This is a genomic window from bacterium, assembly GCA_035527515.1.
GTDB lineage: Bacteria > B130-G9 > B130-G9 > B130-G9 > B130-G9 > B130-G9.
Map to the genome: position 1 here is coordinate 1 of DATLAJ010000180.1, position 21022 is coordinate 21022.

A 21022-nucleotide genomic window follows, 5' to 3' on the forward strand; every position below is an offset into this window, starting at 1 on the left:
GCGGTGCAAAAGCCCGCTGAAAATAGCGGAATACCTGGCGTCTGGCAGCGCGATCGTCGCGAGCGAGGTGGGGGATGTTGCGAGGATGGTCTCAGGTGCGGGCGTTTTGGTGCCACCGAGTGACATTGGCGGTCTTGCGGAGGGGATAGTGTCGTTGCTGCGAGATTCCAAACGGAGGGCGAAGTTGGGGGTGTTGGCAAGGAAGCGAGCGGAGCAGGAGTTCAACTGGGAGAGAACGACCGCGAGCATTCTGTCGGCATATAGGCAGGCGCTTGAACACCGGAGAAGGGCTCAGGCTAGTCCATGGGCAATGTCCGGGGAGGCTCGTCATTGAGTGGCTGTCCCAGCTGGTGCAACGTAAGCGCCTTGCGATACATCTTTTTTGCCTCGTCCTGCTCACCCAGCTCATAAAGGACGTCCGACAGGCGTTTGTAGTTGGCCGCTGTTTGGGACAGGAAAAGGGCCTTCTCGTAACAGCCCTTGGCGCGAAGTAGCGAGTCCGGGCCGCCCTGTTCCTTGTAGATCTTACCGATCATCGTGAGCGCTCTGGCGTGTTCGTGCGGGTGTTGATGCTCTATGTAGCGTCGCAGCACGTTGCTAAAGGCTCCAATGGCGCGGTCGTATTGCTTTGCAGCAAGCCATACCACTCCCTCCGAGTAGTTATCTCCAACCTGAGAGAACAGCTCCGCAGCGTCCTTGTATTTTCCCAGACGGGCGTTGAGCACAGCCAGTGCCCTTCTAAAGTTGAAATCCCCCTTGAAGAACTTCAGGCCCTCCTTAAACACGCTCTTTGCCTCGTCGTTTGAGCCAATGTAATAGTAGCCCTTTCCGATGTTCAAAAGGACTTTTTTCGCACCGAGTGGGTCGGTCGCCAAGACCTCGAAGTATCTCTCATACAGCCGGTGCAGGATGACCGCCGCTGACCATGGCGGAAAGCGCAATGGTGCCCCAGCGGCCCAGGGAGCTTGAGCGGCACCAGGGCCTACTACCATTATAGATGGCCCAACATCTCCTTTCAAATGCGCAATTATCCGCCTTTTAAGTGCCTTAGACGGCTTAGAAGCTGGCCGTGCCCGCGCCAGGAATTCATATCTGATCATCCAGTTGCCGGCCTCACCCTCATCCCCCGGAACGAACAGCCATATCGCCTTTGTTAGCACGCTCGGGTCCGTTTGAATCGCGCTCTCCATCATTTCGCTGGCCTCTTCGCTTCTGCCCTGAGCAAAGAGAAACAACGCCCTTGCGGAGTAGTGTTCCCGACCGATCGCTCCAAGTCGGTCGAGCACTACTGCTTTCTGGAAGTGAGTATCCGCTCGTTCTGTGTCCCCTCTCAGCCAGTATAGCCAACCTAGTTTCTCGTGATACTCCGGGTAATCACGTTTTCGGGCAATCGCTTGCCCATAAAGCTCCGTGGCCTCCTTGAAATCGCCTTCCCGGATTTTATCTTCCGCGAGCGCGCCAAAAAACGATGGATTGAGAGAGAGCCGGGTCTCCGCAAGTCCGGGCCAGAAGGTCTTCGACTTGAAGGAGAGCCCAGCCGCGAGAAGCATGCTGACAAGAACCACTGCACAGCCAACGTGAAGCATTTTCGTTCTCATCAGCGCCCCCGGTGTGAACCGGAGCTTGCGCCCTTCTTGCGTCCGCCACACTCTCTCGGCGGCGATCAGCAGGCCCATGCACGCGAAAAGCCCATACTTCCATTCGGACGAGCAGAACTCCAGATCGAAAAGACCATGCACCGCAAAGCCCATGATGGCGGCGACAAGGCCCTGCACGATGCTCGAGAGCGGGCCACGAGGCATAAGCCGGAGAAGCGCTGCCCCGCGCGCGAAGAACGTGGTAAGGAGGAACAGGTACGCGCACAGTCCGGCCACACCCATGCCTTCGGCGATGTCCAGGTATGTGCTGTGAGGATGATATAGAACGCTTTTTCTGACATCTACTTCCAGCACAGTTTCGATGCTATGGCCTATACTTGCGTGCGTATAGTAGTTGTTCATGCCAACACCGACCAGAGGGTGTTCGGCGATGATGCGCTCTGACAGCTTCCAGAAGAAGGCCCGACTGGATAGGCTCAGCGGGTCCGTCATACGCTCGAGCGCGCGCGGAACTATTTGTCCCAAGATGATGAAGACAACTAGCACTGCGCCGACAACTATTGGGGCGACTGTTGCCCAACGTTGTTTTTTGGCCATTGCTCGTGTGCGCTTTCGTCTGCCCATTACCAGAAAAGCGCCCATTGAGGCGACGAAACCCAACCATCCTCCTTTTGAGTAAGAGAACACAAGGCACAAAACCGCTGCAACCACCAGGACGCTGAGCAATGCTGATAACCACCTCCTGAGCCGCGCAACAATCAGGGAGAGCATAAGCGGGATGCTGACGACTAGGTGTCCGGCCAAGCCATTTGGGTCAGAGCCCGGCAGCCATAGCCTATTTTTGAGAGCGAAGCCCAAACTAAAGTGTTGGGACAGGATCCAGATTTTTGACATGCCCAGCAGGCCGAGAACGACCCCAACGCATGCTATTGCGGTAGTTGCGCGGACGAGGTCTCGCCTGGTCCGGGTCGTTCCAGCGATAAGCAAGGCTCCGGCGATGCTGGTTGCGATCGAGATAAGTGGCAAGGAGCTGTTGAAGAAGCTAAAGGATGTGATCGTGGAGACCGCGGCCAGACCTAAGAAAGCCATCAACGGCACATCTAGGGGGGAAGGCATCCATATTCTCGAGGTCGCACCTGACCTCGAACGCCAAATGATGCCCAGGATGAGTATAAGCAACGTTCCGTAGCCGTTGAGGTTTGCGGCCCCGTAAACAGGGTATGCAAGGACTATGGACGCAGCGACGCCGAGCGGCAGGAGGTCGCATCCACGATAGAACTCAACGAGCACAGCCAGGAGGACCGCGGAGTGGAACAACAGGACTGGGACCAGCATGTCTGGCTGGTCTTTGAGAGTTTTGGAGTAAAGCGGTAGGATGTGCAGCGCATTTAGTGTAAATACCACCATGAACCCAGTGATTATAGGTAGCAGCGGATCATAGGACCTCTTGAGGACCTGTCCGAGCCCCTGGCAACGGCGCCCTTCGTTTCGGGTCATGGCGCCGATGACAAGGGCGGCGCCAAAGACGCCGAACGTTACAATCCACGTGATGAGCGCGAGGCTCGGTTCCTTTGGGCTGATCACAGCCTCGTATAGGATGAATCCGTATGCTATGAGCAGGAAAGCCCTTTTGCCGAGAGTCGCAAGGGCGCCAGAAGCCCTCATGGGACGGTTATCTCGCCGCCGGGCAATGCTAGTCATCCGCCTCTTGTGTTTGCGCATTAGCTAGCAGCCGGGACAGGTATGAGCCGGCGGACCATAGTGCGAGCAAGAGTGCGAGCAAGAGTGCGAGCAAGCTCACTCTCAAGTTCGGGAACACCGCGGGATCGATCCATTGAACGTCGATCGAGAGAATGGCAAGCACGACCGCCCCCATCTCCATCGCCGTCTTGCATTTGGCCAGGCGGCTCGGGGGTATCACGTCGCCCTTGACGGCGCCCATTTGTCGGATCCCAGATACAGTTATGTCTCTTGCGACCAGCGCGACAACGATCCATGCGGGCACCTTACGGAGTGAGACGAGCGAGATCAGCGCGCCCAAAAGCAGTATCTTGTCGGCAATTGGGTCTAGGAGCGTTCCCAAAGCCGTGATTTGGTTGTAGCGCCTTGCGATTCGGCCGTCGAGCCAGTCCGATCCGGCGGCTATGAGAAAGACCGCAACGGTCACGAATGCGCTGACTCTCAATGGAGAGATCAGCAAAACGACGATGATCGGCGCAAGGAAGATCCTGAAGAGCGTGATGATATTGGGCACGGTAAAGAACGTGGGGCGCATAGTCAGTCTGCCTTGCTCAATCGACTGGACTCAATTACGGCATAACTGATGCCAGAGATGGTCGTCGTGAAGGCAGCTAGCGACCACATTACCCAGAAGAAGTAGTTGGCGGATGGTTGGCCGAACAAATTCACTCCCACGGCGAATAGTGTGCAAACCACTAAACTGAACTGAAGCACCGCTGCGCCCTTACCCCAGAAGTTTGGGGTGATGGTGCAGTCGCACTCGAATAGATAAAGTGCCAGGCCGCCTATGCCGATCAGCAGGTCTTTGCTCACGACTAGTATCGTAAGCCAAAAAGGGACTTTGTCATAATAGGCGAAAGTAACAAGGCTGACCCAGACAATCATCTTGTCAGTGAGCGGATCGAGGAAGGAGCCCAGAGAAGTTACCTGGCGCAACTTTCTAGCAATATAGCCATCAAATGCATCAGCAACGGCCACAGTCGTGAATATCACAATACTGACCCAAAGATATGCATTGCTCTCAACCTTTGAGTAGTACAAAAAGATAAGGTAAAACGGCACAAGAAACATTCGGGATGCCGTTAGTCTGTTAGCCGCGTTCATTGACAACCCTCAATTCAATCCTTAGCTTCAAGCCCTATAATGACGAGCGAACAACACGATGCAATCGCCATCGCAGCTAGGCATACGCTCCGCTAGGGCGACCAGTTGCTTGCCACACAGCAAGTATGGCTCAGTAAAACTTGGCAAATAGCCGATAAATATGCCAGAGGAAATGCAAAAGAAGGTCAAGACAAAGCAACCCTCACGGGAGGGCATGGACGCTCTCTCTACTCGGGACCAGAAGTCCAAGCACCCAAAACCGCTGCCAGCTCGACTCGGTCTGGCAATCATAGTCTCCTTTCTCATCATAGGCTCATTCTGGCTCACTTGGATCAGGATTCTCGAGGAACCTGTCAGCGGCTCAGACATACTCAGGATGCTCTCATATTTCTATAAAGACAGCAACACGTTGCGCATCCCGCATCTCGTCTTCGCCGCGCCGTGTGCTGTCCTGTTGTTGGGCTTTCTAGGCATCCTTTGGAGCTACACCGCTCATAAACACAGGACAAATCTGGCCTACGACATTCTCTTGGCGCTCGTTGCCGTCCTCTCAGGCGCGATCGTTTTTTCTGCGACTTGGCTTGCGTCCAATATGGTGTTTCCGTCAGCGCTCGGCGTCGGTTTCTGGCTTGGGTACCTCGGCTCTGCCTCGCTCTTATGTATCGCACTCGTCTCCGTGGTTGAGCGGCTGGATACCCCGCGTGACTTCGTTCTCTACATACTTGTAAGGCTTGTTGCGGTCGTCTTCAGAGCCTTGCCGAGGCGGGCCGCCATCCGGTTGGGAGAGGGAGTTGCCGCGTTCATACTCACGTTCCTGCGCAAGAGGCGCGAGATAGCACTTCGCAACCTGGGGCTTGTGTTCGGAGATGCGATGAGTATGAGCCAAAAGAAGGACATTGTAAGGAAGAGTTTTAGCAACCTTGGGAGGCTGGTGGGTGAACTCTCGCATCTTGCGGAACTCACTGCAAGGCCCGTGGACGAGCTCTTCGCGTTCGAGAACATCGAGGCCGTCCGGGAGGCGACCGCGGGCGGCAAGGGACTGATCCTTCTGACTGGCCATTTCGGCTGCTGGGAGCTTTCTCAGCTCGGGATGACGAAGGCGGGATTCCCGTTGACGGCTCTGGCAAGGCCTCTTGACAATCGCTTCCTGGACCGATGGATTGGCCGAATGAGAAGGATGACCGGATCAACCATAATCGCCCGCCGACACTCCATGAGAAGGATCGTCTCAGAGCTTAAGGCTGGCAAGATTGTGGCGATTCTGTTTGACCAGAACGTCCACAGGAAGGAGTGCGTCTTTGCGAGGCTTTGCGGTATGAACGTCGCAAGCTCACCTCTTCCCGCCGCACTAAGCCGACTGACGGGGGCGGATGTGGTTTTCGGGGCCGGCGTCCCTTCCCCTGGCTTAAGATACAAGCTGATCTTCTCCGACCGAATACCGAATCAGGCCTGCGACAGCTACGAGGAGTTCCTCACCATCAACACTTCAGCCTACAACGCGGTCTTTGAGCGGTTCATACGTGACTACCCCGAGGCGTGGCTTTGGGTCCATGACCGCTTTAAGGACACGCAAGAGCGCCCAGGTTTTTGGAGCAAGCGGCGAGCCAAGCGGGAAGGTTCCTAGCGAGCTGGCCCCAAGCGTTTTTTCGACCGCCTTTTTGGAGTGCGGCGGGTTCACGCCGCTTTCATTGGTGGTGGCTGTGGGGCGGTGTTTTGGGCGAGAAAAAAGTGGAATTGGCGATCTTGTTACAACCAGCCCCAACGGGGCTGAATGTGAGTAGCCCCGTGTGCAACGCGGGGTTACGGGCGCATCCAAGTCCATCTTTGCGCCCCCAACGGGGTCGAACAAAGACCTGTATATGAACGTCGCGGAATCTCCGTGCCCACCCACCCCCCTTCTTGAGGATCGTGCCGCCTTGCTCCCCCACGCTGCGCCTTTCGGCTTGCATGGGGCTATTCATGTGCAGCCCTTTCAGGGCTGTTTTCCTTTCTTTCTTTGACCCTAATCCGTAGGTTGCACCTACGCCTACTCACGTTCATCCCCTTCCGGGGATGCCGGAAGAACGCCGTCAGTTCAGCAGGCACGGGCACGATTACGAAAACTCCTCCTCTATGAGTGCGGCTTGACTTTCATGTGCCGTGATTGCATCCTCTTCAACCGAATTGATTGATACTGGCCGATGTTGGCCAATTCAAGGGGGCTCTTCCTATGGGTCTTTATGTTGCTGGTATCGCTGTTGGGTTGGTCGGCCTATTCTGGGGATTTTATGCCTCGCAGGTCAAACGCTTTCCCGCCAACATCGTGGGTGGAATCGTTTCAATAGGTTGCCTTATGCTCACGATTGTGAGCGTGCTTTTGTTGTGCGTGCCGGATTTTTTGGGTAGGAGATAACCGTAATGAGTAAGTGCGTAATTTGTGAACAGAAGAGGGGCAAGAGATTCTGCCCGCTGAAGAACGGGATGATCTGCTCGCAGTGTTGCGGACTGCTTCAAGCAGAGGGCAACTGTCCCGGGGATTGTCCGTTTCTTGTAGAGAGCAAGACCTTCGCGTCGGAGAAACAGGGGGAGAGGGAGAACCAGCTCGGCGAGCGGTTCAAACGTGATTTCAGTGCCGACGACGAGGAGGCTATGCAGACCGTTGACAGCGTTGCCACGCCTCTGAACGACTTGTTCCTTGCTGCTGCTAAGGAAGACGGCTATCTTGAGGACAAAGACCTGGTCGAGTCGCTGGATGATTTGATCGTGGACCTTCAGGGCGGTCTTGGTGAGATCAAGACGCCAGAAGATGTGAAGCTCAACAGGGCGGCCAACCTCATTCCGCAGATGAAGGACAAGCTTGAGTCGCTTGACGCGGACCCACCTGTTCCAGATTATTTGGTCGTCCCGAGTCTCGAGATACTGCGAGGTCTTGTCTCGCTCTCGATGAATGAGGAGAACCCCAAGGCCTACATTGATGAGCTGACAAAAGAGCGGGAGAAAGAAGAGACGGAGCAGCCAAAGGAGGAAGAGGAGGTTGCCCAGGTTGGCAAGCCAGTCTCGGTGGATGTTTCCCAGGTCGAGTCGGGGCCGGAAGTGGCCGCGACGGCTGCCCCGCCGGAGGAGCCGACTGCCTCTGACCTGTTCGAGGAGGCTGCGGAGGAACCAGAAGAGAAGTAACAGTGTTTGTGTTGTGCGTGTGTGGAGCGCGAGCCATCTTGCCTCGCTAGTATGGGGCTTATGGTGCAAGTCGCAGCTGTGCGCGGCGGGCTCGCTTCACAGTAACCGAGCATGAGGTAGAACTGATGGCGGTAAGGGTTGCGATCAATGGCTTTGGAAGAATTGGAAGGCTTTATTTAAGGGCGGCTTACAAGAGCCCCGAGCTTGAGTTCGTCCAGATCAACGATCTGACCGACTCGAGAACGCTTGCTCATCTCTTGGCGTGGGATTCGGCTCACGGTCCGTTTCCTGGCAATGTCTCTTACGGCAAGGACTCCATAATGGTGGGCAACACGAAGATCAAGGTCTCTGCGGAGCGTGATCCCGCTAATCTGCCGTGGCGAGATGATAAGATCGATATCGTCATTGAATCGACGGGGATATTCAGAGATAGAGCGGGAGCAAGCAAGCACCTTGACGCAGGAGCCAAGAAGGTCATCATCAGCGCCCCGGCCAAGGAGCCTGACATCACAATTGTCATCGGCGTCAACGACAAGGATTACGACCCAACGAGGCACAACATAATCTCGTGCGCCTCGTGCACGACGAACTGCCTCGCTCCGATTGCGAAAGTGCTGCTTCAGACCTACGGGATTGAATGTGCGTACATGACGACAATCCACTCCTACACGAACGACCAGCGGATCCTTGACTTCCCTCATCCTGATCTCAGGCGGGCGCGGACCGCGGCGGTTTCGATGATCCCAACCACGACGGGCGCGGCGAAGGCCACGGCGCTCGTTATTCCCGAGCTTCGGGGCAAGATCGATGGCATTTCGATCCGTGTGCCGACCCAGAATGTGTCCCTAGTTGATCTCTCGTGCGTTGTGGAGCATGAGACTGACAAGGGTGACGTCAACAGGGCGCTTAAGAACGCGGCCGACAACGAGCTGAAGGGCATACTAGATGTGTGCGAGCTCCCGCTGGTCTCGGTTGATTTCAACAACAATCCGTTCTCGTCGATCGTAGATGCGCTCAGCACGGCCGTCATCAAGGGCAAGCTGGTTAAGATCATATCTTGGTATGACAACGAGTGGGGATACTCCAACCGCCTCGTCGATATGACGAAGCTCGTGGCCGGGTCGCTCTGAGATGATACCGGAGCTGTCTAAGAAAAGCGTTGCTGATGTGGAGCTCTTGGGCAAGCGAGTGCTGCTGCGGGCCGATTTCAACGTGCCGCTTGGCCCCGGGCGCGAGATTCTCGACGACACGCGCATTAGCGCACATCTTCCGACAATCAACTACATCCTCTCGAAGGGCGCCAAACTGATCGTGGCATCGCATCTGGACCGGCCTAAGGGCAAGGTGGTCCCCGAGATGAGCCTCGCTCCGGTCGCGAAACGGCTCGAAGAGATGCTTGAGGCAAAGGTCAGTTTCGTTGACGATTGTGTCGGTCCCAAGGTGGCAAGCGCGGTCGCCTCTCTGGGTGAGGGCGAGGTACTGTTGCTCGAGAACATTAGGTTCAAACCTGGTGAGACTGAGAACTCGCCCGAGCTCGCAAAGCAGTTGGCGATGCTTTGTGATGTTTACGTTGATGACGCGTTCTCGTCTGCCCACCGCGCGCACGCCTCAGTAGTTGAGATCGCCAAGTTCGTCCCTGAGTCCGTTCAAGGTTTCTTGATGGAGAAGGATGTGTTTAATCTCGGGAAGCTTCTTAAGTCGCCCATACAGCCGTTCATCGTCATACTTGGCGGGGCGAAGGTGAAGGACAAGATCGGACTGATCAATCACCTAGTCGGCAAGGTTGACACGATGGCAATAGGAGGCGGGATGTGCTTCACGTTCCTCAAGGCGAAGGGCCTTGGCATAGGAGACTCGTTGCTTGACGAGGAGCATCTTGCGGCCGTCGCCAACCTGCTTGACGAGGCAGAATCGATGGGGACAAGAATCATCCTTCCGGTCGATATCGTCGTGGCAGAAGATGTTTCCGCCGAGGCAAGCGCAAGGGTTGTTTCGGCCGACAAGATTCCCGACGGTCAGAAAGGGCTTGACATCGGGCCGCAAACCACGACTCTTTTCGTCTCCGCAATTGAGAGAGCAGCGACCGTTTTCTGGAACGGGCCGATGGGCGTGTTCGAGAAACCTGCATTTGCCAAAGGGACGATTGCTGTGGCAAAAGCGCTTGCGGCGGCGAGTGCGACAACGGTGGTTGGCGGCGGCGAGACGGTATCGGCGGTCAGGGCGGCGGGTGTTGCTGACCGGATCACGCATATCTCGACCGGAGGTGGCGCCTCGCTTGAGTTCTTGGCGGGCAAGACGTTGCCAGGCATCGCGGCGCTGGACGATATATAGGGATTTGGGAGATGGTGAAAGAGCGAAGGCCACTGATAGCTGGCAACTGGAAGATGCACAAGACGATCAAGGAGTCTCTTGAGCTCGTTGATGGGATAATTGAAAGGTTGGTCAAACAGCCTGCTGAAGGTGTGGATGTCCTCGTTTGTCCGGCGTTTACTGCGCTTGCAGGCGTGTCAAAGCGGCTTGCCGGAACCGATGTTGCCGTGGGCGGGCAGAACTGCTCGCTTCTGAGCGAGGGTGCGCGCACAGGGGAGATCTCACCGTTGATGCTTCTCGACGTTGGCTGCACGTTTGTGATTCTCGGGCACTCGGAGCGCCGGTCCTATTTTCACGAGACTGATGATATAATCAGCGCGAAGGTCAAGCTGGCGCTAGAGTGCGGTCTTCTGCCGGTGCTATGCGTTGGCGAGACGCTTGATCAGCGAGAGCAGGGGCGGACGTTTGATGTGCTTAGGACACAGATTGAGGGCTGTTTGGACGGCATCTCGGCCGAGCAGCTCGCCAGAGTAACCGTGGCCTATGAGCCAATCTGGGCGATCGGCACGGGACGGACTGCAACACCTGAAACCGCGCAGGAGGCTCATCAGTTTATTAGAGGACTGATTGCGTCACTCTCGACGGCCGCCGAGGTGGCCAACAAGATGCGGATGCTCTATGGTGGCAGCGTCAAGCCCGAGAACGCAGTCTCGCTGCTTGCTCAGCCAGATATTGACGGGGCATTGGTCGGAGGCGCAAGCCTGAACGCAAATGCCTTCTACACTATCATCACCAGCGCGAGGTAGTTATACACAATGCTGACAATGCTCATTGTTATTCATGTTCTCTTGTGTGTTGGGCTCATGGCCATAATCCTGCTCCAGGGAGGGAAGGGCGCCGACTTGGCAAGTGTGTTCGGCGGCGGGACTTCCGGAACGGCATTTGGCGTCACTGGCGCCGAGCCGTTTGTCGCCAAAGTGACCACGGCGGTCGCTGTTGGCTTTCTGTTGTCTTGCATAATTCTGTCGTATTTCTACACGCCGAGCGGGGCGCGTTCCGTGATCCAGCAGGGCGCGGGTCAGCAGAGCTCTCAGACAACACCCGGGGCAACGGAGGAATCGTCTGGGCCCGGAGCGACTTCCGGCACGCTTGGCACGGTGGGAACTGAAGGAACCGCAGGCCGCGAGTAGCGCCACAGCGTCATGGCAGTAATATGGCTGGGCATGTCTTCGAGCGTTCTAGTGGGGATGGCGCGGCCGGGTCCGGCCGGGCCAAGTCGATCGTGCAAGCTGCTGCGCACTTATATGCCGAGATGGTGGAATATGGTAGACACGCTGCCTTGAGGGGGCAGTGGGCGAAAGCCTATGGGGGTTCGAGTCCCCCTCTCGGCATCCCCTTTATAGCCGAATTCCCGCCAATCCCACCTCTGAATACCTGTTGAAATCGTTAGTGCTCTGATACATCTCGACACCTTCCGTGCCCCATCGCTGACGTCGGACCTTAGTTGAAAGTGCGATTCCAAAAAGGTAACCTCTCAACATGGCAATCAAGATTAAGAGCCTCAAGATTCGCAACTTCAGGTGCATCGGCGAGCTCGACCTCGACTTCACCGATCCCGACGGCAATCCCCTCGACCTCGTAGTCCTCGCCGGCCCCAACGGCTGCGGCAAAACGAGCGTGCTTGAGGTGATCAAGATTCTTCTTGATTGGGGGGAATCCGAAGACTATGCGGAGCAAATCAACGATAAAGAGCTATTCGATGAAGCAGAGCCATTTAGTCCCGCTCGACAAGCCGATGTCCGGCAGGGCGCAAAGCAGTATCAGCTGATCTTCGAAATGAACGATGATGACCACACCGGCAGGATCGAGATCAATGGCCCACACTGCGACCCAGATGCTCCGGGCTTCCCGTATAATGCGCAGCATAACCAGGTGCTCCCAAATGGGGATTGGGGTGATCGCATAATGCGAGTGCCATTCGGATACTTCTCCTCAAGGCGGAGGCAAAAACTCGTCCCGTCTCTGCCGATTTCTGACAATGGCAGGGACAAGGAAGTGAAGGCTGAGGAGACAAACCGGCTGTTCGCCCTGCAAAGGAAGTGCACGAGCCTCTGGGTACACACGTTTTTCGATAGCCCAGAGCCCGCATCGCATCCACGGGTCCGCGCCATTATCGATCCCCTTGAGAGGATTTGGGAGATATTTTATCCCGGGACCGAGGCTCGTTTCATTGTCAGACCTGTGGACAAGAACGACCCTGGGAAGGACGTGAACCTTTACCTTCGGAGAGAGGACGGCGCAGAAATCCCGGTGAACGACCTCAGTTCTGGCGAGATCGAGGTTCTAGCGATGGCGGGCTGGTTCACAATGCACGACTACAAGGGCGGGATCGTTCTTATCGATGAGCCGGAGCTGCACATGCACGAAGAGTGGCACTGCGCCATCATGAGGGCCCTGAGAGTGCTTTTGCCTGAGACGCAGATTATCGTGGCGACCCATTCGAGGGATATCATCGATTCGGTAATGAGCTACGAGCAGTTCTGGTTGCTGCACGAGGGCGACCCGCGTCTTGGGCCAAACGACAAGCCTGTGATCCGTGACCGACCGGAGCAGGATGCTTAAGTCGCTATACAAGACACGAGCTGTCGTTGTCTGGGTTGAGGACGAGCTGACAAAGGAATACCTCCGTACACTTTGGCAGAAAGACCCGAGGATCGGCTTCGCCGTAGCCGCAGGCCGGGAAGGCGTCAGTAGTTTGACAAATGATGCTCGTTCAGCCCCGGACCAACGCACGAACGTCTTTGGAGTTCGAGACAGGGATTTCGGCGAGACCAACTTCCCGGATTGGACGAATGCCGACACTTTCCTCTTCAGGCTGCCGGCGTATGAGATCGAGAATTACCTGCTGGATTGGGACGCACTCGCTGGCTGCGCGGGGGAGGAGTTGCGCAGAAATGCAGCTGAGATAGAACGTCGCGTCAAGAAGAGAGCCGCAGCGCTGACATGGTGGGCGGCGTGCAAAAGGGCCCTCAACCAGATTCACACTGAGCTTACGAGTGGATTCCCGGCCGACCCGACACAGGAAGAGATGTCCTGTTTGACTGGCGCCCTGAATTACGTGTTGAAGACCAACAACTGGCACTGCCGCGCTTGCGGCCTCGCGAACGGCCCGCTTGACAAGAGCGCCATCTCCGACAGCCTAACTCGTTACCACAGTGATAATGAACTAGCTCTTGACAATGCCTCTTGGCTGACGTCGTTCCCCGGCAAGCGGCTTTACAGAGAGGCGAGGTCTTATGTTCGAGGTGCAAGCGACGATGGGACAGCGGTGGCGGCCGATATCGATCTGGCAAAAGCCATCGCCAATTGGCAGGTTGACAACAAGCGGCCGCCATCAGACCTTGTGACCTTGCGGAAATGCTTGCTGCAAAGAGCGGGGCTTGCGCACACCCGATGATGCGGAAAGAGGCTATCGCCTCACGGCCTTGATGGCGATCGCGCAGCCACGGTTTCTGAAAAGCACGTGATCCAGCCTGAGCGCGAGCTCCATCAAAAGCCGGGGCAAGACTAACTTCCTGCTGAACAGCCACGAAAGGTCGCGAAGATACCACAACTGATACAGCGCCTGCGCAATCGTCGCCCCGTATTTCTCTGCCCCAACCACCTCAAGCCCCGCCTCGTGGCATTTGCACACCAGCTCCCCCAGCTCATAGCCCGGCCGCACGTGGCCCCACTGCGCCTCAGCTTGCGACCACTTCTTGCTTGCCTTGCCCAGTGGTAACGAGGCCTCTTTGAAGTCGTGCTCGATCGCCGGCGTCGTCAACAAAAGGACCCCTTCTGGCCGCAGAACACCGGCGATCTGGCGAAGCAGCCCTAAATCGTCCTCAACGTGCTCGAGGACATCGAGGCACAAGACAGCATCGAATGAACAATCCTGAAAAGGAAAGGTCGAGCCGTCGTAGAGCACCAGGTTCGGAAACGGCTTCCTCTCGATCTCGAGGTTCACCATAGGGCCAAGTTGGCGCCTGCCGGGAAGCGGAATCGCCCCACACCCAACATTGAGGATGCGGCCCCTCTGGCCGGGCAGCCACCGCCGAATCGCCAAATGCCGCCTCTTCACTGCGATCGTCATGGGTAGGATTGTTACAAACGCATCGGTATCTTTGCAACCTACCCCCGGAGAATCGCAGGGCTAGCGAGGCGAGGCTTTGCACGATGACGGCCGATTGCCCTATCTGTCAATCATCCGGGCCAATCAAAAGACCACAGACACACCGAGTCTCACAAAGACTGCCGTTGCAATCTTGAACGTGATGGGCTTACGATGCCGACGAGCGATGCCCAGATTTGGGTTCATTAAGAACCGCTCGTCGTCGCTAAAGTTGTGTGAGCATGGGGGAGCAGACGTTGATTTCTGCGAGAAAACGCAGGCTCGCTGTCGTGTCCATCGCCGCCGTTGCGGTATGCGTCATGGCATTCAGAGCATACCGTTGGATCACGCCTCATGCGCCGCGGCAGACAGCGCACCTGCCAACGCCTGAGGCGAGTTCGCAATCAACGAGCGCTCAGCGACATTCGTATCGGTGTACGAGAGTTGTCGATGGCGACACAATAGAGATTGCACAGCTTGGTGCAGTTAGACTGATCGGGATCGACTCGCCCGAGATGAACTATGATTTGAGTGTCCCGCAGCCATTCGCAAGAGAGGCCAAGAATTGCTGCGAGCGGCTGGTCGATGGCAAGGATGTGTCGCTTCTGTTTGACGTTCAGAAGCGGGACAAATATGGCCGGGTGCTGGCCTATGTCTTCGTCGGGGATATCTTCGTCAACGCCGAGCTCGTCAAGGCGGGGTTAGCCACGGCCTATCACATCCCACCCAACGGCAGATACAGGACGCGACTCAGGCGTTTTGAGCGCCAGGCAAGAGACAAGATGCGCGGCATCTGGTCCAGATGAAAGCCGCTTACGCCAATCCTCGTCTTGACGCGGGAAACAAAAGATAAAGAATGCGCTTTGATTCTCTGTAAAGTTTGTGTATTATTCTGTTTGGGGGTTATGTTAATATAGATTAGGTGAGGATTTATATTGGCGAGTTGGAGAAAGGTAACACTGAGGTGAAGGGAGGTTCTAAAGGCAGATGAAGAGGCTGATTCTGCTTGTTTTGCCGCTTATCTTGCTGGCTGGAGTTTCGTTTGCCACGTGGGAAGATGCCAACGGTAGAGGCCTGATCCCATACTGGCAATCGGTTGACCAGTGGTACACGTTGATTGTGTTTGTGAACGGGTCAGAGGACAATTACGACACGTTGTACATTCGTTTCTGCGACGGCCATGGCAACTTCTGCTCTGACATACATGGGGACATGTTTAGCATAAGACCGGGTGAGCAGGAGACGTTTAGTACGTGCCAAGGCGTGGGGAACTGGCTGCCAGTTACCGCGATATTCGGGTACATCAAGTTCCGAGCACAAGATGGCGGCTACATTCAGGCTTACACGGTTATCTACAGCCAACTGTCCGCTGGTGGATTCGTAGTTCCAGCTCTTGAGCAGGACCACGGCTTTTAACCCAGCAAACAAGTTTCAGAGGCATAGCTGGACATCTTAGTTCTGCCTCGTGGTGAGGCGGCTGTGTCTTGGTTGTAAGTTGGTCGTGTTCTTGGGGGGACTTTGAGGGGTATGTGCGAGGTTAAGTCTTGCCCCAGAAGGGCGCGAGTTTAGGCTCCGTTGGGCATTATGTCTAGCGCAGGCCCCTCCTGGTCCCGGTTTTTTGATCAGGCTCTTAGCGGGACGGCGTCATTTAACTCGAGTAGATGACTGGTGTATGCAAACGCTGCCCTGAGCGTGATAGGGTCAACCGCCCAATCGCGACAGCCTGGCCCTGGCGACCGCCGCCGCTGTCTCGTCAGCCCCCATCGATGCACAGGCCGAATACGCTGATCTAGCCTTCTTGAAATCCCCAAACTCCTCGCTGATCATCCCACATTTCAGATACGAATTCTGAACGACGCGGCCCTGGCAGTCGCCACAGCTGATCACCTGCTCAAAGCCCCGCAGCGCGTCGTCAAGCCGCCCCAGCCTGAATAGCGATTCGCAAGCCATGTATAGCAGCTCGCACGCCTTGCTAGGCCGGGCTTTGCGGGCCGCGGACTTGAACCGCCTAGCCGCCTCGGCGAAATCCCCGGCTCGGAAGGCTATCGTGCCGAGTCTGCCAAGCACCACATAGAGCTCGGGCGACTGGGGAAACTCTCGGACAAAACTCGCGTTAATTGTGCTCGCACTCGCATCCTCCCCGGAAATGAACCAACATTCGCCGGCCTCAAGAAGTAATCTTGCCCGCAGCGACTCACCGGAATCGCCCGGCGGCATCTTGGCAATCTTGAGAATAATATCACAAAGGTGACGGCCTGAGAGCGCAGTCAGAAAAGCATCTCCAACGCCCGCATCGGCACGCTGGCCTTGGGGCCCGCACAACCAAAGGCGCGCAATGGCATCGCGAGCAACCAGAAACGCGCCTCGAGACTGCCCTCGGTCTCGCAGCGCTTCGACCAGCTTGGCGACGATATTTGCGAAACGTACGTCCAGAGGAGACTCAGAGCCCATTCGCCAGAGCATGGTCTTGGCGTCCTCAAGATTGCCGTGCTCGATGAGGAGATTGCTCAGCCTTAGCGCCGCGTCCCATCTCAGCTCGCGACCAGGGTTGAGGCTCAAGAGAAGTCGGTAGGCGCTCTTGGCCTCATCGAAACTACGAAGCTTCTCGTGCGAAGCCCCAACCAGAAGCAAGGCGGCCGCAGCTACCTCCTTGTCTTGAGACAGAATCCCTCTTCCCAGCATAGGCGAAAGCAGCAAGACCACTTGGGCAAACTCACCAGACCTAAAATAGGAATCGGCCAACTTGACCGCGATTGGCAATTTGAGTCGCGCCGACTGTAAGCGGTTCAGAATGAACTCTAGCGTCTTGACGGCGGAGGCCTCGTTCCCCAAAGCCGAGTAGCAGCCCGCTATCTCCACTCCAACATCACCGAGCACCTCCTGAGGTAACGTGTTCGTCCAAAGAAGCATAGTTTGGCTCGCTTCCTGACAGTTACCCAATGAAACCAGGCACTCGATGATGTTCTGAGCGGCCCACGCAGCACGCTGAGAATCGGGCGCCTCCTTCAGATACACCCTGAGCACCTCTATTGCAGGCTTCAAATCTCCCAAGAGTCGCAATGACTTGGCCTGCAGAGCCAGGGCCTCATTGCGGAGAGGCGAGGAGGCAGGAGCGGCGCTGACTATCTTGCGAGTCTCCTTGATTGCCTCGTCATACATCTTGAGTCCCAAGAGGTTGTCTGCCAGCAGCAGCCGTGCCTTGAGGCGCAAATCAGCATCCTTTGTCTGCTTCAGTAAGGGCCGGACTGCCTCCACCGACTTAGCATATTCTCCCCCGCTCGCGAACGCCCTTCCAAGCTCGTAAGCAGCACACTCGACGTATTGTGTGTCGCCAGATTCGACGACTTCGGTGTACAATTTGGCTGCCTGTGACCACTGGGCCATCTGGAGAAAAGCTCTGCCCAGCCAGAACTTTGCTGCGTTCACAAGACCGCCCTTGCCAGATGCGACTTCCCGCAGCAAGGGTTTCGCCTCTTTCGGTCGGCCGCTCTCGAGCAGACTGCGCCCAAGGTAATACTTGGCCGGTTGCGCGAACTCTCCGCGAGGCCATTTGGACAGATAGGACTTGAGATACATCTTGGCCCCTTTGAAGTCCTGAAGCTGAAAACTGCAAAAGCCCAAGTAATATGTGGCCGACTGTGCGTATTCCGTGTGAGGCCGGTCGCGAAGCAGCGCGCGAAACTGGTCCGCGGCGGTCTGCCACAGCTGGTCCTCTAGAGCCCCAACTGCGACCTGGTAGGTCTCGGCGTCATCCTTGATTGCATGAAGCTCGCCGGCAACGAGGAGCAGGAGCCCGAGCGCAACTGCTGCCGCGCCGGCTTTCGTCAACAGAGCATAGGACCGAGGCCGCTGCTCCCGACAGCGTCGAGACATACTGCGAACCACGGCTCAGGCCCGCACCATGTCAGAGGGCGAGGTGTTCATGTCTTGCCACCCAACATCTCTCATTCTCACAAATCGTACGCACAACATATAGTGTAATGACTCGCCTTCGCCCCGCAAATAGCAGATTGGCGAGGAGCTGAAGGACGCATCTGCTCAACACTCGCTTGTCAAATAACAGCTCATTGTTGTATTGTGCTTACTATAATGGTTCCCTTTGTCCAGCAGGATCAAGTGGTTAGCTTAAACAAGCATATCCTTGTCGAATGAGCATATGGATGTTTGGGGATGGACAATCGAATAACGATCGCGCTGCTTATTCTCCTGTTGGCTGTCTCGAGCCTGCACCTGGTCTTCTCGAAACACTTTCAATATCCGCCTTCAAAAGAATCGACAGAGCTAGGCCTTTTCTTGCCCCAGGCCTTTGCTCAGAGAACTGCTCAAGCAGCTCAGCGCGAGGGCGAATCAGACGAAGGCCTCAAACTCGGGTTCGCAAGGGTGAAGATTGGGTCAAGTGTGCTCTATAAGAACCACTTCGGTTGCCTCTATACACAGAGCCAACTAAACCAAATACTGAGTCATCCCGATAGGTATTGTGCGGAGATGCGAGAGTTTCTGAACCGGTGAACAACAATAGGCGAGAGAATCAATATCAACATCTTGAGATCGCAGGCGCAAATGGTGCATATTTGTGGATACGACCACTACTTATTGAAACAGTTGCAGAGGAAGTCGAGTTTTGTTTTTTGCTTTGCCAACCAAGAATTGTGCCATTTGGGACAGTTGCGTAGTTAGAGTTGTCCCATTTGGGACAGAAAAGTATGCCTTACGATACTGAATATGTAGGGGCTTGGGGCGCTCTGCGGAGTCGCCGTGTGGGAACGCATTGGTCATGCTTGAGGCTATACAGCCTGATTAGGGCGCATTCCATCGGTTTCAGCACAGGTCTTGATAACCATTTGGCGCAGGTTTTGCGTGCGTGATATAGTAGTGCTAGTGAAATATGTGAAAAGAATTGTGGAAAAAGGCTTGACTCTTGTATATTGGCTTCGGCATACTACTGTGTTGTCGAGGATTTTGGCTCGACATTCACCTGTAAGTTACACGTTTTGGAGGTATTACCTCTGTAGTTTTGGAGTTGAAGCATGAGAAAGGAGGTGACATAGGTAAATGAAGAAATTGTTTGTACTAGCAGTTGGGTTGTTGCTGCTTGGCACCGTGGCATTCGCTACGGATTGGGGTGACACAGCTGGTCATGGGATGTTCCCATATTGGCAGACGGGTACTGGCTGGTATACCCTGCTCATTTTCGTCAACGGCTCCGAGGAGACTCCGGATGTGATCCATGTCCGTTTCTTCGATATGCATGGGAACCCATGCTCGAGCACGATGGCCGATATGTTCTCGATTCGTCAGGGCGAGCAGTTGATGTTCTCGACCACTGGGGCGGTCCCGACATTCATCCCAGTCACCGCTGGGTATGGTTATGTGTTGTTCCGCACAGACACGGGCGGATACATCCAGGGATACTGCGTAATCTATAATGGAACGACAGGAACAGGTTACGTTGTGTCGTGTCGCGACCAGAAGGCGGGATTCTAGCCTAACTGGTGGATTTACGATTATTTAGAGTTTATGCCCGGCTTGTTAGTCGGGCTTTTTTTTGCTTTGATCTAAGGAGGTTCAATTGCTCTCAGATAAGGAGGCCAGAGTCTGCTGCTGTGCGGTCTTAGCATGCGTTCTAGCTGTGGGTTTAGTGCTGTCGGGCTGCGCAGGAGAGGGCAGCGAGCAGTCGCGCAAATACTCCGAGCTTGGCCGGACGCTCGGCAAACAGGGCAAGTATCACGAGGCCCTCGATGCGTTCAATAAATCAATAGCCGCGGACCCCAAGAATGCGGAAGCTCATAACGGGTTGGGTTTTTGCTATGTTCTGCTTGGCCAGGAGCAGAAGGGAGAGCAAGAGCTGAAAGAGGCCTTACGGCTCAAGCCAGGCCTCACCAAAGCTCTCCGGAATCTCGCCTCAGTGTATCAGCGCCAGAACAGGACGAAGGAGGCAGTCCCACTTCTTGAACAGATCACGGACGCGAGTCCCGGCGACGCGAAGTACTGGTCATTCCTCATGACGGCCTACATGGGCGAACATCAGATAGAGAAGGCACTGGTCGCCGGCAAACGATCGCTCGACCTCGCCCCAAACGATCCCACAGTCGTCGTGAACTACGCAAACATGCAAAAACAGCTGACCAAACTCGATGAGGCGGAGCAATACTACAGAAAAGTCGTCGATATGAATCCGGCAGACAAGCAGGTCAGCTCTTTGGCAATCACAGGTCTGTTCGACGTTTATTACCTACAGGGCCAATACTCGAAGGCAAAGGTTATTGCCCTGAAGGCTCAAAAGGACTTCCCAAACGATTTCGCGGTTTACTACAACCTGGCGATGCTATACGAGAAGCTCAACGAGAGCGATCTGGCAGGCCAAAACTACGACAAAGCGATGGCGCTTGCGTCCGACAACGCAGTTCTGTTGGTCAGGTCAGGGGAGTTCTACAACCGTATTGGCAAGGGGAAACGAGCTGAAGAGATTTACCGAAAAGCGATCGAGGTCGATCCCAGGTCTGTGGACGCCTACCTTCATCTAATCGAGAATGCGATCACGACCGGGGAGGGGGTGGCCGAGGCCGAGGGTTATTGCGAGAAAGCTCTCTCGTTTGCCAATCAGTATGAAAAGCCAAAACTGCTCGACCAAATGGCGGTTTTGAAGCGAAGGCTGGGCGACCTGGATGCCTCCATCAAGTATTGTGAGGACGCGCTTGCGAGCCTACCCAAGAAAGACAAAGTAGGCGAGGCGGCAATCCGTGTGCATCTTGCCGAGACCTATCGGGAGCAAGGAAAGTTCGCTCTCACAAAGAAAGAGCTCGAAGCCGCATTGGCGCTCTCCCCCCCAGAATCCTTGCTCAAGGAGATCGAGACCGTCGCCAGCAAGCTCCCACCACAGTGGGCGCCAAACCTTGGAGACACGGAACCTAAGTCAAGCGAGAAAAGTTCAAACTAGTGGTCGCACAGAAGATTGAAGGCGGCG

General features: G+C 55.7%; 20 protein-coding genes and 1 tRNA gene. 16 read left to right on the forward strand and 5 right to left on the reverse strand.

Going from position 1 to position 21022, the window contains the following annotated elements; genetic code table 11:
- The coding region (locus VM163_14155) for a glycosyltransferase (GenBank protein ID HUT05021.1) at positions 1 to 334 on the forward strand (334 nt) is incomplete at its 5' end.
- On the opposite strand, the gene VM163_14160 is transcribed toward VM163_14155, so the two are convergent.
- The 3 genes from VM163_14160 to pgsA (VM163_14170) are packed head-to-tail and all read right to left on the reverse strand — an operon-like array spanning position 297 to position 4442.
- Positions 297 to 3299 carry an O-antigen ligase family protein gene (locus tag VM163_14160; protein ID HUT05022.1) on the reverse strand — a complete coding sequence of 1001 codons (3003 nt, stop codon included), beginning with the start codon at positions 3297 to 3299 and terminating at the stop codon, positions 297 to 299. The genes VM163_14155 and VM163_14160 overlap by 38 nt on opposite strands.
- Positions 3292 to 3873, reverse strand: a complete 582-nt coding sequence (gene pgsA, locus VM163_14165) for a CDP-diacylglycerol--glycerol-3-phosphate 3-phosphatidyltransferase (protein HUT05023.1) — start codon at positions 3871 to 3873, stop codon at positions 3292 to 3294. Before pgsA (VM163_14165) ends, VM163_14160 begins: the two co-directional genes overlap by 8 nt.
- Before the next feature lie 2 nt (positions 3874 to 3875).
- Complete coding sequence (gene pgsA / locus VM163_14170) at positions 3876 to 4442, reverse strand: CDP-diacylglycerol--glycerol-3-phosphate 3-phosphatidyltransferase (protein ID HUT05024.1); 567 nt, start codon at positions 4440 to 4442, stop codon at positions 3876 to 3878.
- Positions 4443 to 4614: 172 nt separating this feature from the next.
- Between pgsA (VM163_14170) and VM163_14175 the strand changes: the two genes are divergently transcribed.
- The 10 genes from VM163_14175 (at position 4615) to VM163_14220 (ending at position 13365) form a co-directional block, all read left to right on the forward strand.
- The gene (locus VM163_14175; GenBank protein HUT05025.1) at positions 4615 to 6066 is read left to right on the forward strand and encodes a lysophospholipid acyltransferase family protein; all 1452 of its coding nucleotides are present in this window, start codon (positions 4615 to 4617) and stop codon (positions 6064 to 6066) included.
- Between the two features lie 585 nt (positions 6067 to 6651).
- A complete protein-coding gene (locus VM163_14180; GenBank protein ID HUT05026.1) occupies positions 6652 to 6834 on the forward strand; it encodes a hypothetical protein in 183 nt (60 codons plus the stop codon).
- Positions 6835 to 6839: 5 nt separating this feature from the next.
- Complete coding sequence (locus VM163_14185; GenBank protein ID HUT05027.1) at positions 6840 to 7598, forward strand: hypothetical protein; 759 nt, start codon at positions 6840 to 6842, stop codon at positions 7596 to 7598.
- 125 nt (positions 7599 to 7723) lie between these two features.
- Positions 7724 to 8728 carry a type I glyceraldehyde-3-phosphate dehydrogenase gene (gene gap, locus VM163_14190; GenBank protein ID HUT05028.1) on the forward strand — a complete coding sequence of 335 codons (1005 nt, stop codon included), beginning with the start codon at positions 7724 to 7726 and terminating at the stop codon, positions 8726 to 8728.
- A gap of 13 nt (positions 8729 to 8741) precedes the next feature.
- Entirely contained in the window at positions 8742 to 9929 is a 1188-nt protein-coding gene (locus VM163_14195; GenBank protein ID HUT05029.1) for a phosphoglycerate kinase, read from the forward strand.
- Positions 9930 to 9940: 11 nt separating this feature from the next.
- Entirely contained in the window at positions 9941 to 10714 is a 774-nt protein-coding gene (tpiA, locus tag VM163_14200) for a triose-phosphate isomerase (protein HUT05030.1), read from the forward strand.
- A 9-nt stretch (positions 10715 to 10723) separates the two neighbouring features.
- Positions 10724 to 11098 (forward strand): preprotein translocase subunit SecG, encoded by a 375-nt coding sequence (secG, locus tag VM163_14205; GenBank protein HUT05031.1) that lies wholly within the window; start codon positions 10724 to 10726, stop codon positions 11096 to 11098.
- A 116-nt stretch (positions 11099 to 11214) separates the two neighbouring features.
- Positions 11215 to 11299 (forward strand) — tRNA-Leu (locus tag VM163_14210).
- A gap of 148 nt (positions 11300 to 11447) precedes the next feature.
- Entirely contained in the window at positions 11448 to 12530 is a 1083-nt protein-coding gene (locus VM163_14215) for an AAA family ATPase (GenBank protein ID HUT05032.1), read from the forward strand.
- Positions 12523 to 13365 (forward strand): DUF4435 domain-containing protein, encoded by an 843-nt coding sequence (locus VM163_14220; protein ID HUT05033.1) that lies wholly within the window; start codon positions 12523 to 12525, stop codon positions 13363 to 13365. Before VM163_14215 ends, VM163_14220 begins: the two co-directional genes overlap by 8 nt.
- Positions 13366 to 13377: 12 nt before the next feature.
- Here VM163_14220 and VM163_14225 read toward each other — a convergent pair whose 3' ends face one another.
- Positions 13378 to 14040, reverse strand: coding sequence for a methyltransferase domain-containing protein (locus tag VM163_14225; GenBank protein HUT05034.1), 663 nt, complete (start codon positions 14038 to 14040; stop codon positions 13378 to 13380).
- 275 nt (positions 14041 to 14315) lie between these two features.
- Here VM163_14225 and VM163_14230 point away from each other — a divergent pair, with 275 nt between their 5' ends.
- Positions 14316 to 14864, forward strand: a complete 549-nt coding sequence (locus VM163_14230; protein ID HUT05035.1) for a thermonuclease family protein — start codon at positions 14316 to 14318, stop codon at positions 14862 to 14864.
- 181 nt (positions 14865 to 15045) lie between these two features.
- Complete coding sequence (locus VM163_14235) at positions 15046 to 15474, forward strand: hypothetical protein (GenBank protein HUT05036.1); 429 nt, start codon at positions 15046 to 15048, stop codon at positions 15472 to 15474.
- Positions 15475 to 15759: 285 nt separating this feature from the next.
- Here the strand turns inward: VM163_14235 and VM163_14240 are convergent, their stop codons facing one another.
- Positions 15760 to 17931, reverse strand: coding sequence for a tetratricopeptide repeat protein (locus VM163_14240; protein ID HUT05037.1), 2172 nt, complete (start codon positions 17929 to 17931; stop codon positions 15760 to 15762).
- 297 nt (positions 17932 to 18228) lie between these two features.
- Here VM163_14240 and VM163_14245 point away from each other — a divergent pair, with 297 nt between their 5' ends.
- The 3 genes from VM163_14245 (at position 18229) to VM163_14255 (ending at position 20995) form a co-directional block, all read left to right on the forward strand.
- Positions 18229 to 18567, forward strand: a complete 339-nt coding sequence (locus VM163_14245) for a hypothetical protein (protein HUT05038.1) — start codon at positions 18229 to 18231, stop codon at positions 18565 to 18567.
- Positions 18568 to 19110: 543 nt separating this feature from the next.
- Positions 19111 to 19542 carry a hypothetical protein gene (locus tag VM163_14250; protein HUT05039.1) on the forward strand — a complete coding sequence of 144 codons (432 nt, stop codon included), beginning with the start codon at positions 19111 to 19113 and terminating at the stop codon, positions 19540 to 19542.
- A gap of 85 nt (positions 19543 to 19627) precedes the next feature.
- On the forward strand, positions 19628 to 20995 hold the full coding sequence (locus tag VM163_14255; protein HUT05040.1) for a tetratricopeptide repeat protein: 1368 nt from the start codon (positions 19628 to 19630) through the stop codon (positions 20993 to 20995).
- The last annotated feature ends 27 nt before the right edge of the window (positions 20996 to 21022 follow it).

What these genes read in the sequence shown, in the direction of transcription:
- VM163_14160 (HUT05022.1), bottom strand. Translation starts at nt 3,299, where the DNA reads ATGACTAGCATTGCCCGGCGGCGAGATAACCGTCCCATGAGGGCTTCT.
- pgsA (HUT05023.1), bottom strand. Translation starts at nt 3,873, where the DNA reads ATGCGCCCCACGTTCTTTACCGTGCCCAATATCATCACGCTCTTCAGG.
- pgsA (HUT05024.1), bottom strand. Translation starts at nt 4,442, where the DNA reads ATGAACGCGGCTAACAGACTAACGGCATCCCGAATGTTTCTTGTGCCG.
- VM163_14175 (HUT05025.1), top strand. Translation starts at nt 4,615, where the DNA reads ATGCAAAAGAAGGTCAAGACAAAGCAACCCTCACGGGAGGGCATGGAC.
- VM163_14180 (HUT05026.1), top strand. Translation starts at nt 6,652, where the DNA reads ATGGGTCTTTATGTTGCTGGTATCGCTGTTGGGTTGGTCGGCCTATTC.
- VM163_14185 (HUT05027.1), top strand. Translation starts at nt 6,840, where the DNA reads ATGAGTAAGTGCGTAATTTGTGAACAGAAGAGGGGCAAGAGATTCTGC.
- gap (HUT05028.1), top strand. Translation starts at nt 7,724, where the DNA reads ATGGCGGTAAGGGTTGCGATCAATGGCTTTGGAAGAATTGGAAGGCTT.
- tpiA (HUT05030.1), top strand. Translation starts at nt 9,941, where the DNA reads ATGGTGAAAGAGCGAAGGCCACTGATAGCTGGCAACTGGAAGATGCAC.
- secG (HUT05031.1), top strand. Translation starts at nt 10,724, where the DNA reads ATGCTGACAATGCTCATTGTTATTCATGTTCTCTTGTGTGTTGGGCTC.
- VM163_14215 (HUT05032.1), top strand. Translation starts at nt 11,448, where the DNA reads ATGGCAATCAAGATTAAGAGCCTCAAGATTCGCAACTTCAGGTGCATC.
- VM163_14220 (HUT05033.1), top strand. Translation starts at nt 12,523, where the DNA reads ATGCTTAAGTCGCTATACAAGACACGAGCTGTCGTTGTCTGGGTTGAG.
- VM163_14225 (HUT05034.1), bottom strand. Translation starts at nt 14,040, where the DNA reads ATGACGATCGCAGTGAAGAGGCGGCATTTGGCGATTCGGCGGTGGCTG.
- VM163_14235 (HUT05036.1), top strand. Translation starts at nt 15,046, where the DNA reads ATGAAGAGGCTGATTCTGCTTGTTTTGCCGCTTATCTTGCTGGCTGGA.
- VM163_14240 (HUT05037.1), bottom strand. Translation starts at nt 17,931, where the DNA reads ATGTCTCGACGCTGTCGGGAGCAGCGGCCTCGGTCCTATGCTCTGTTG.
- VM163_14245 (HUT05038.1), top strand. Translation starts at nt 18,229, where the DNA reads ATGGACAATCGAATAACGATCGCGCTGCTTATTCTCCTGTTGGCTGTC.
- VM163_14250 (HUT05039.1), top strand. Translation starts at nt 19,111, where the DNA reads ATGAAGAAATTGTTTGTACTAGCAGTTGGGTTGTTGCTGCTTGGCACC.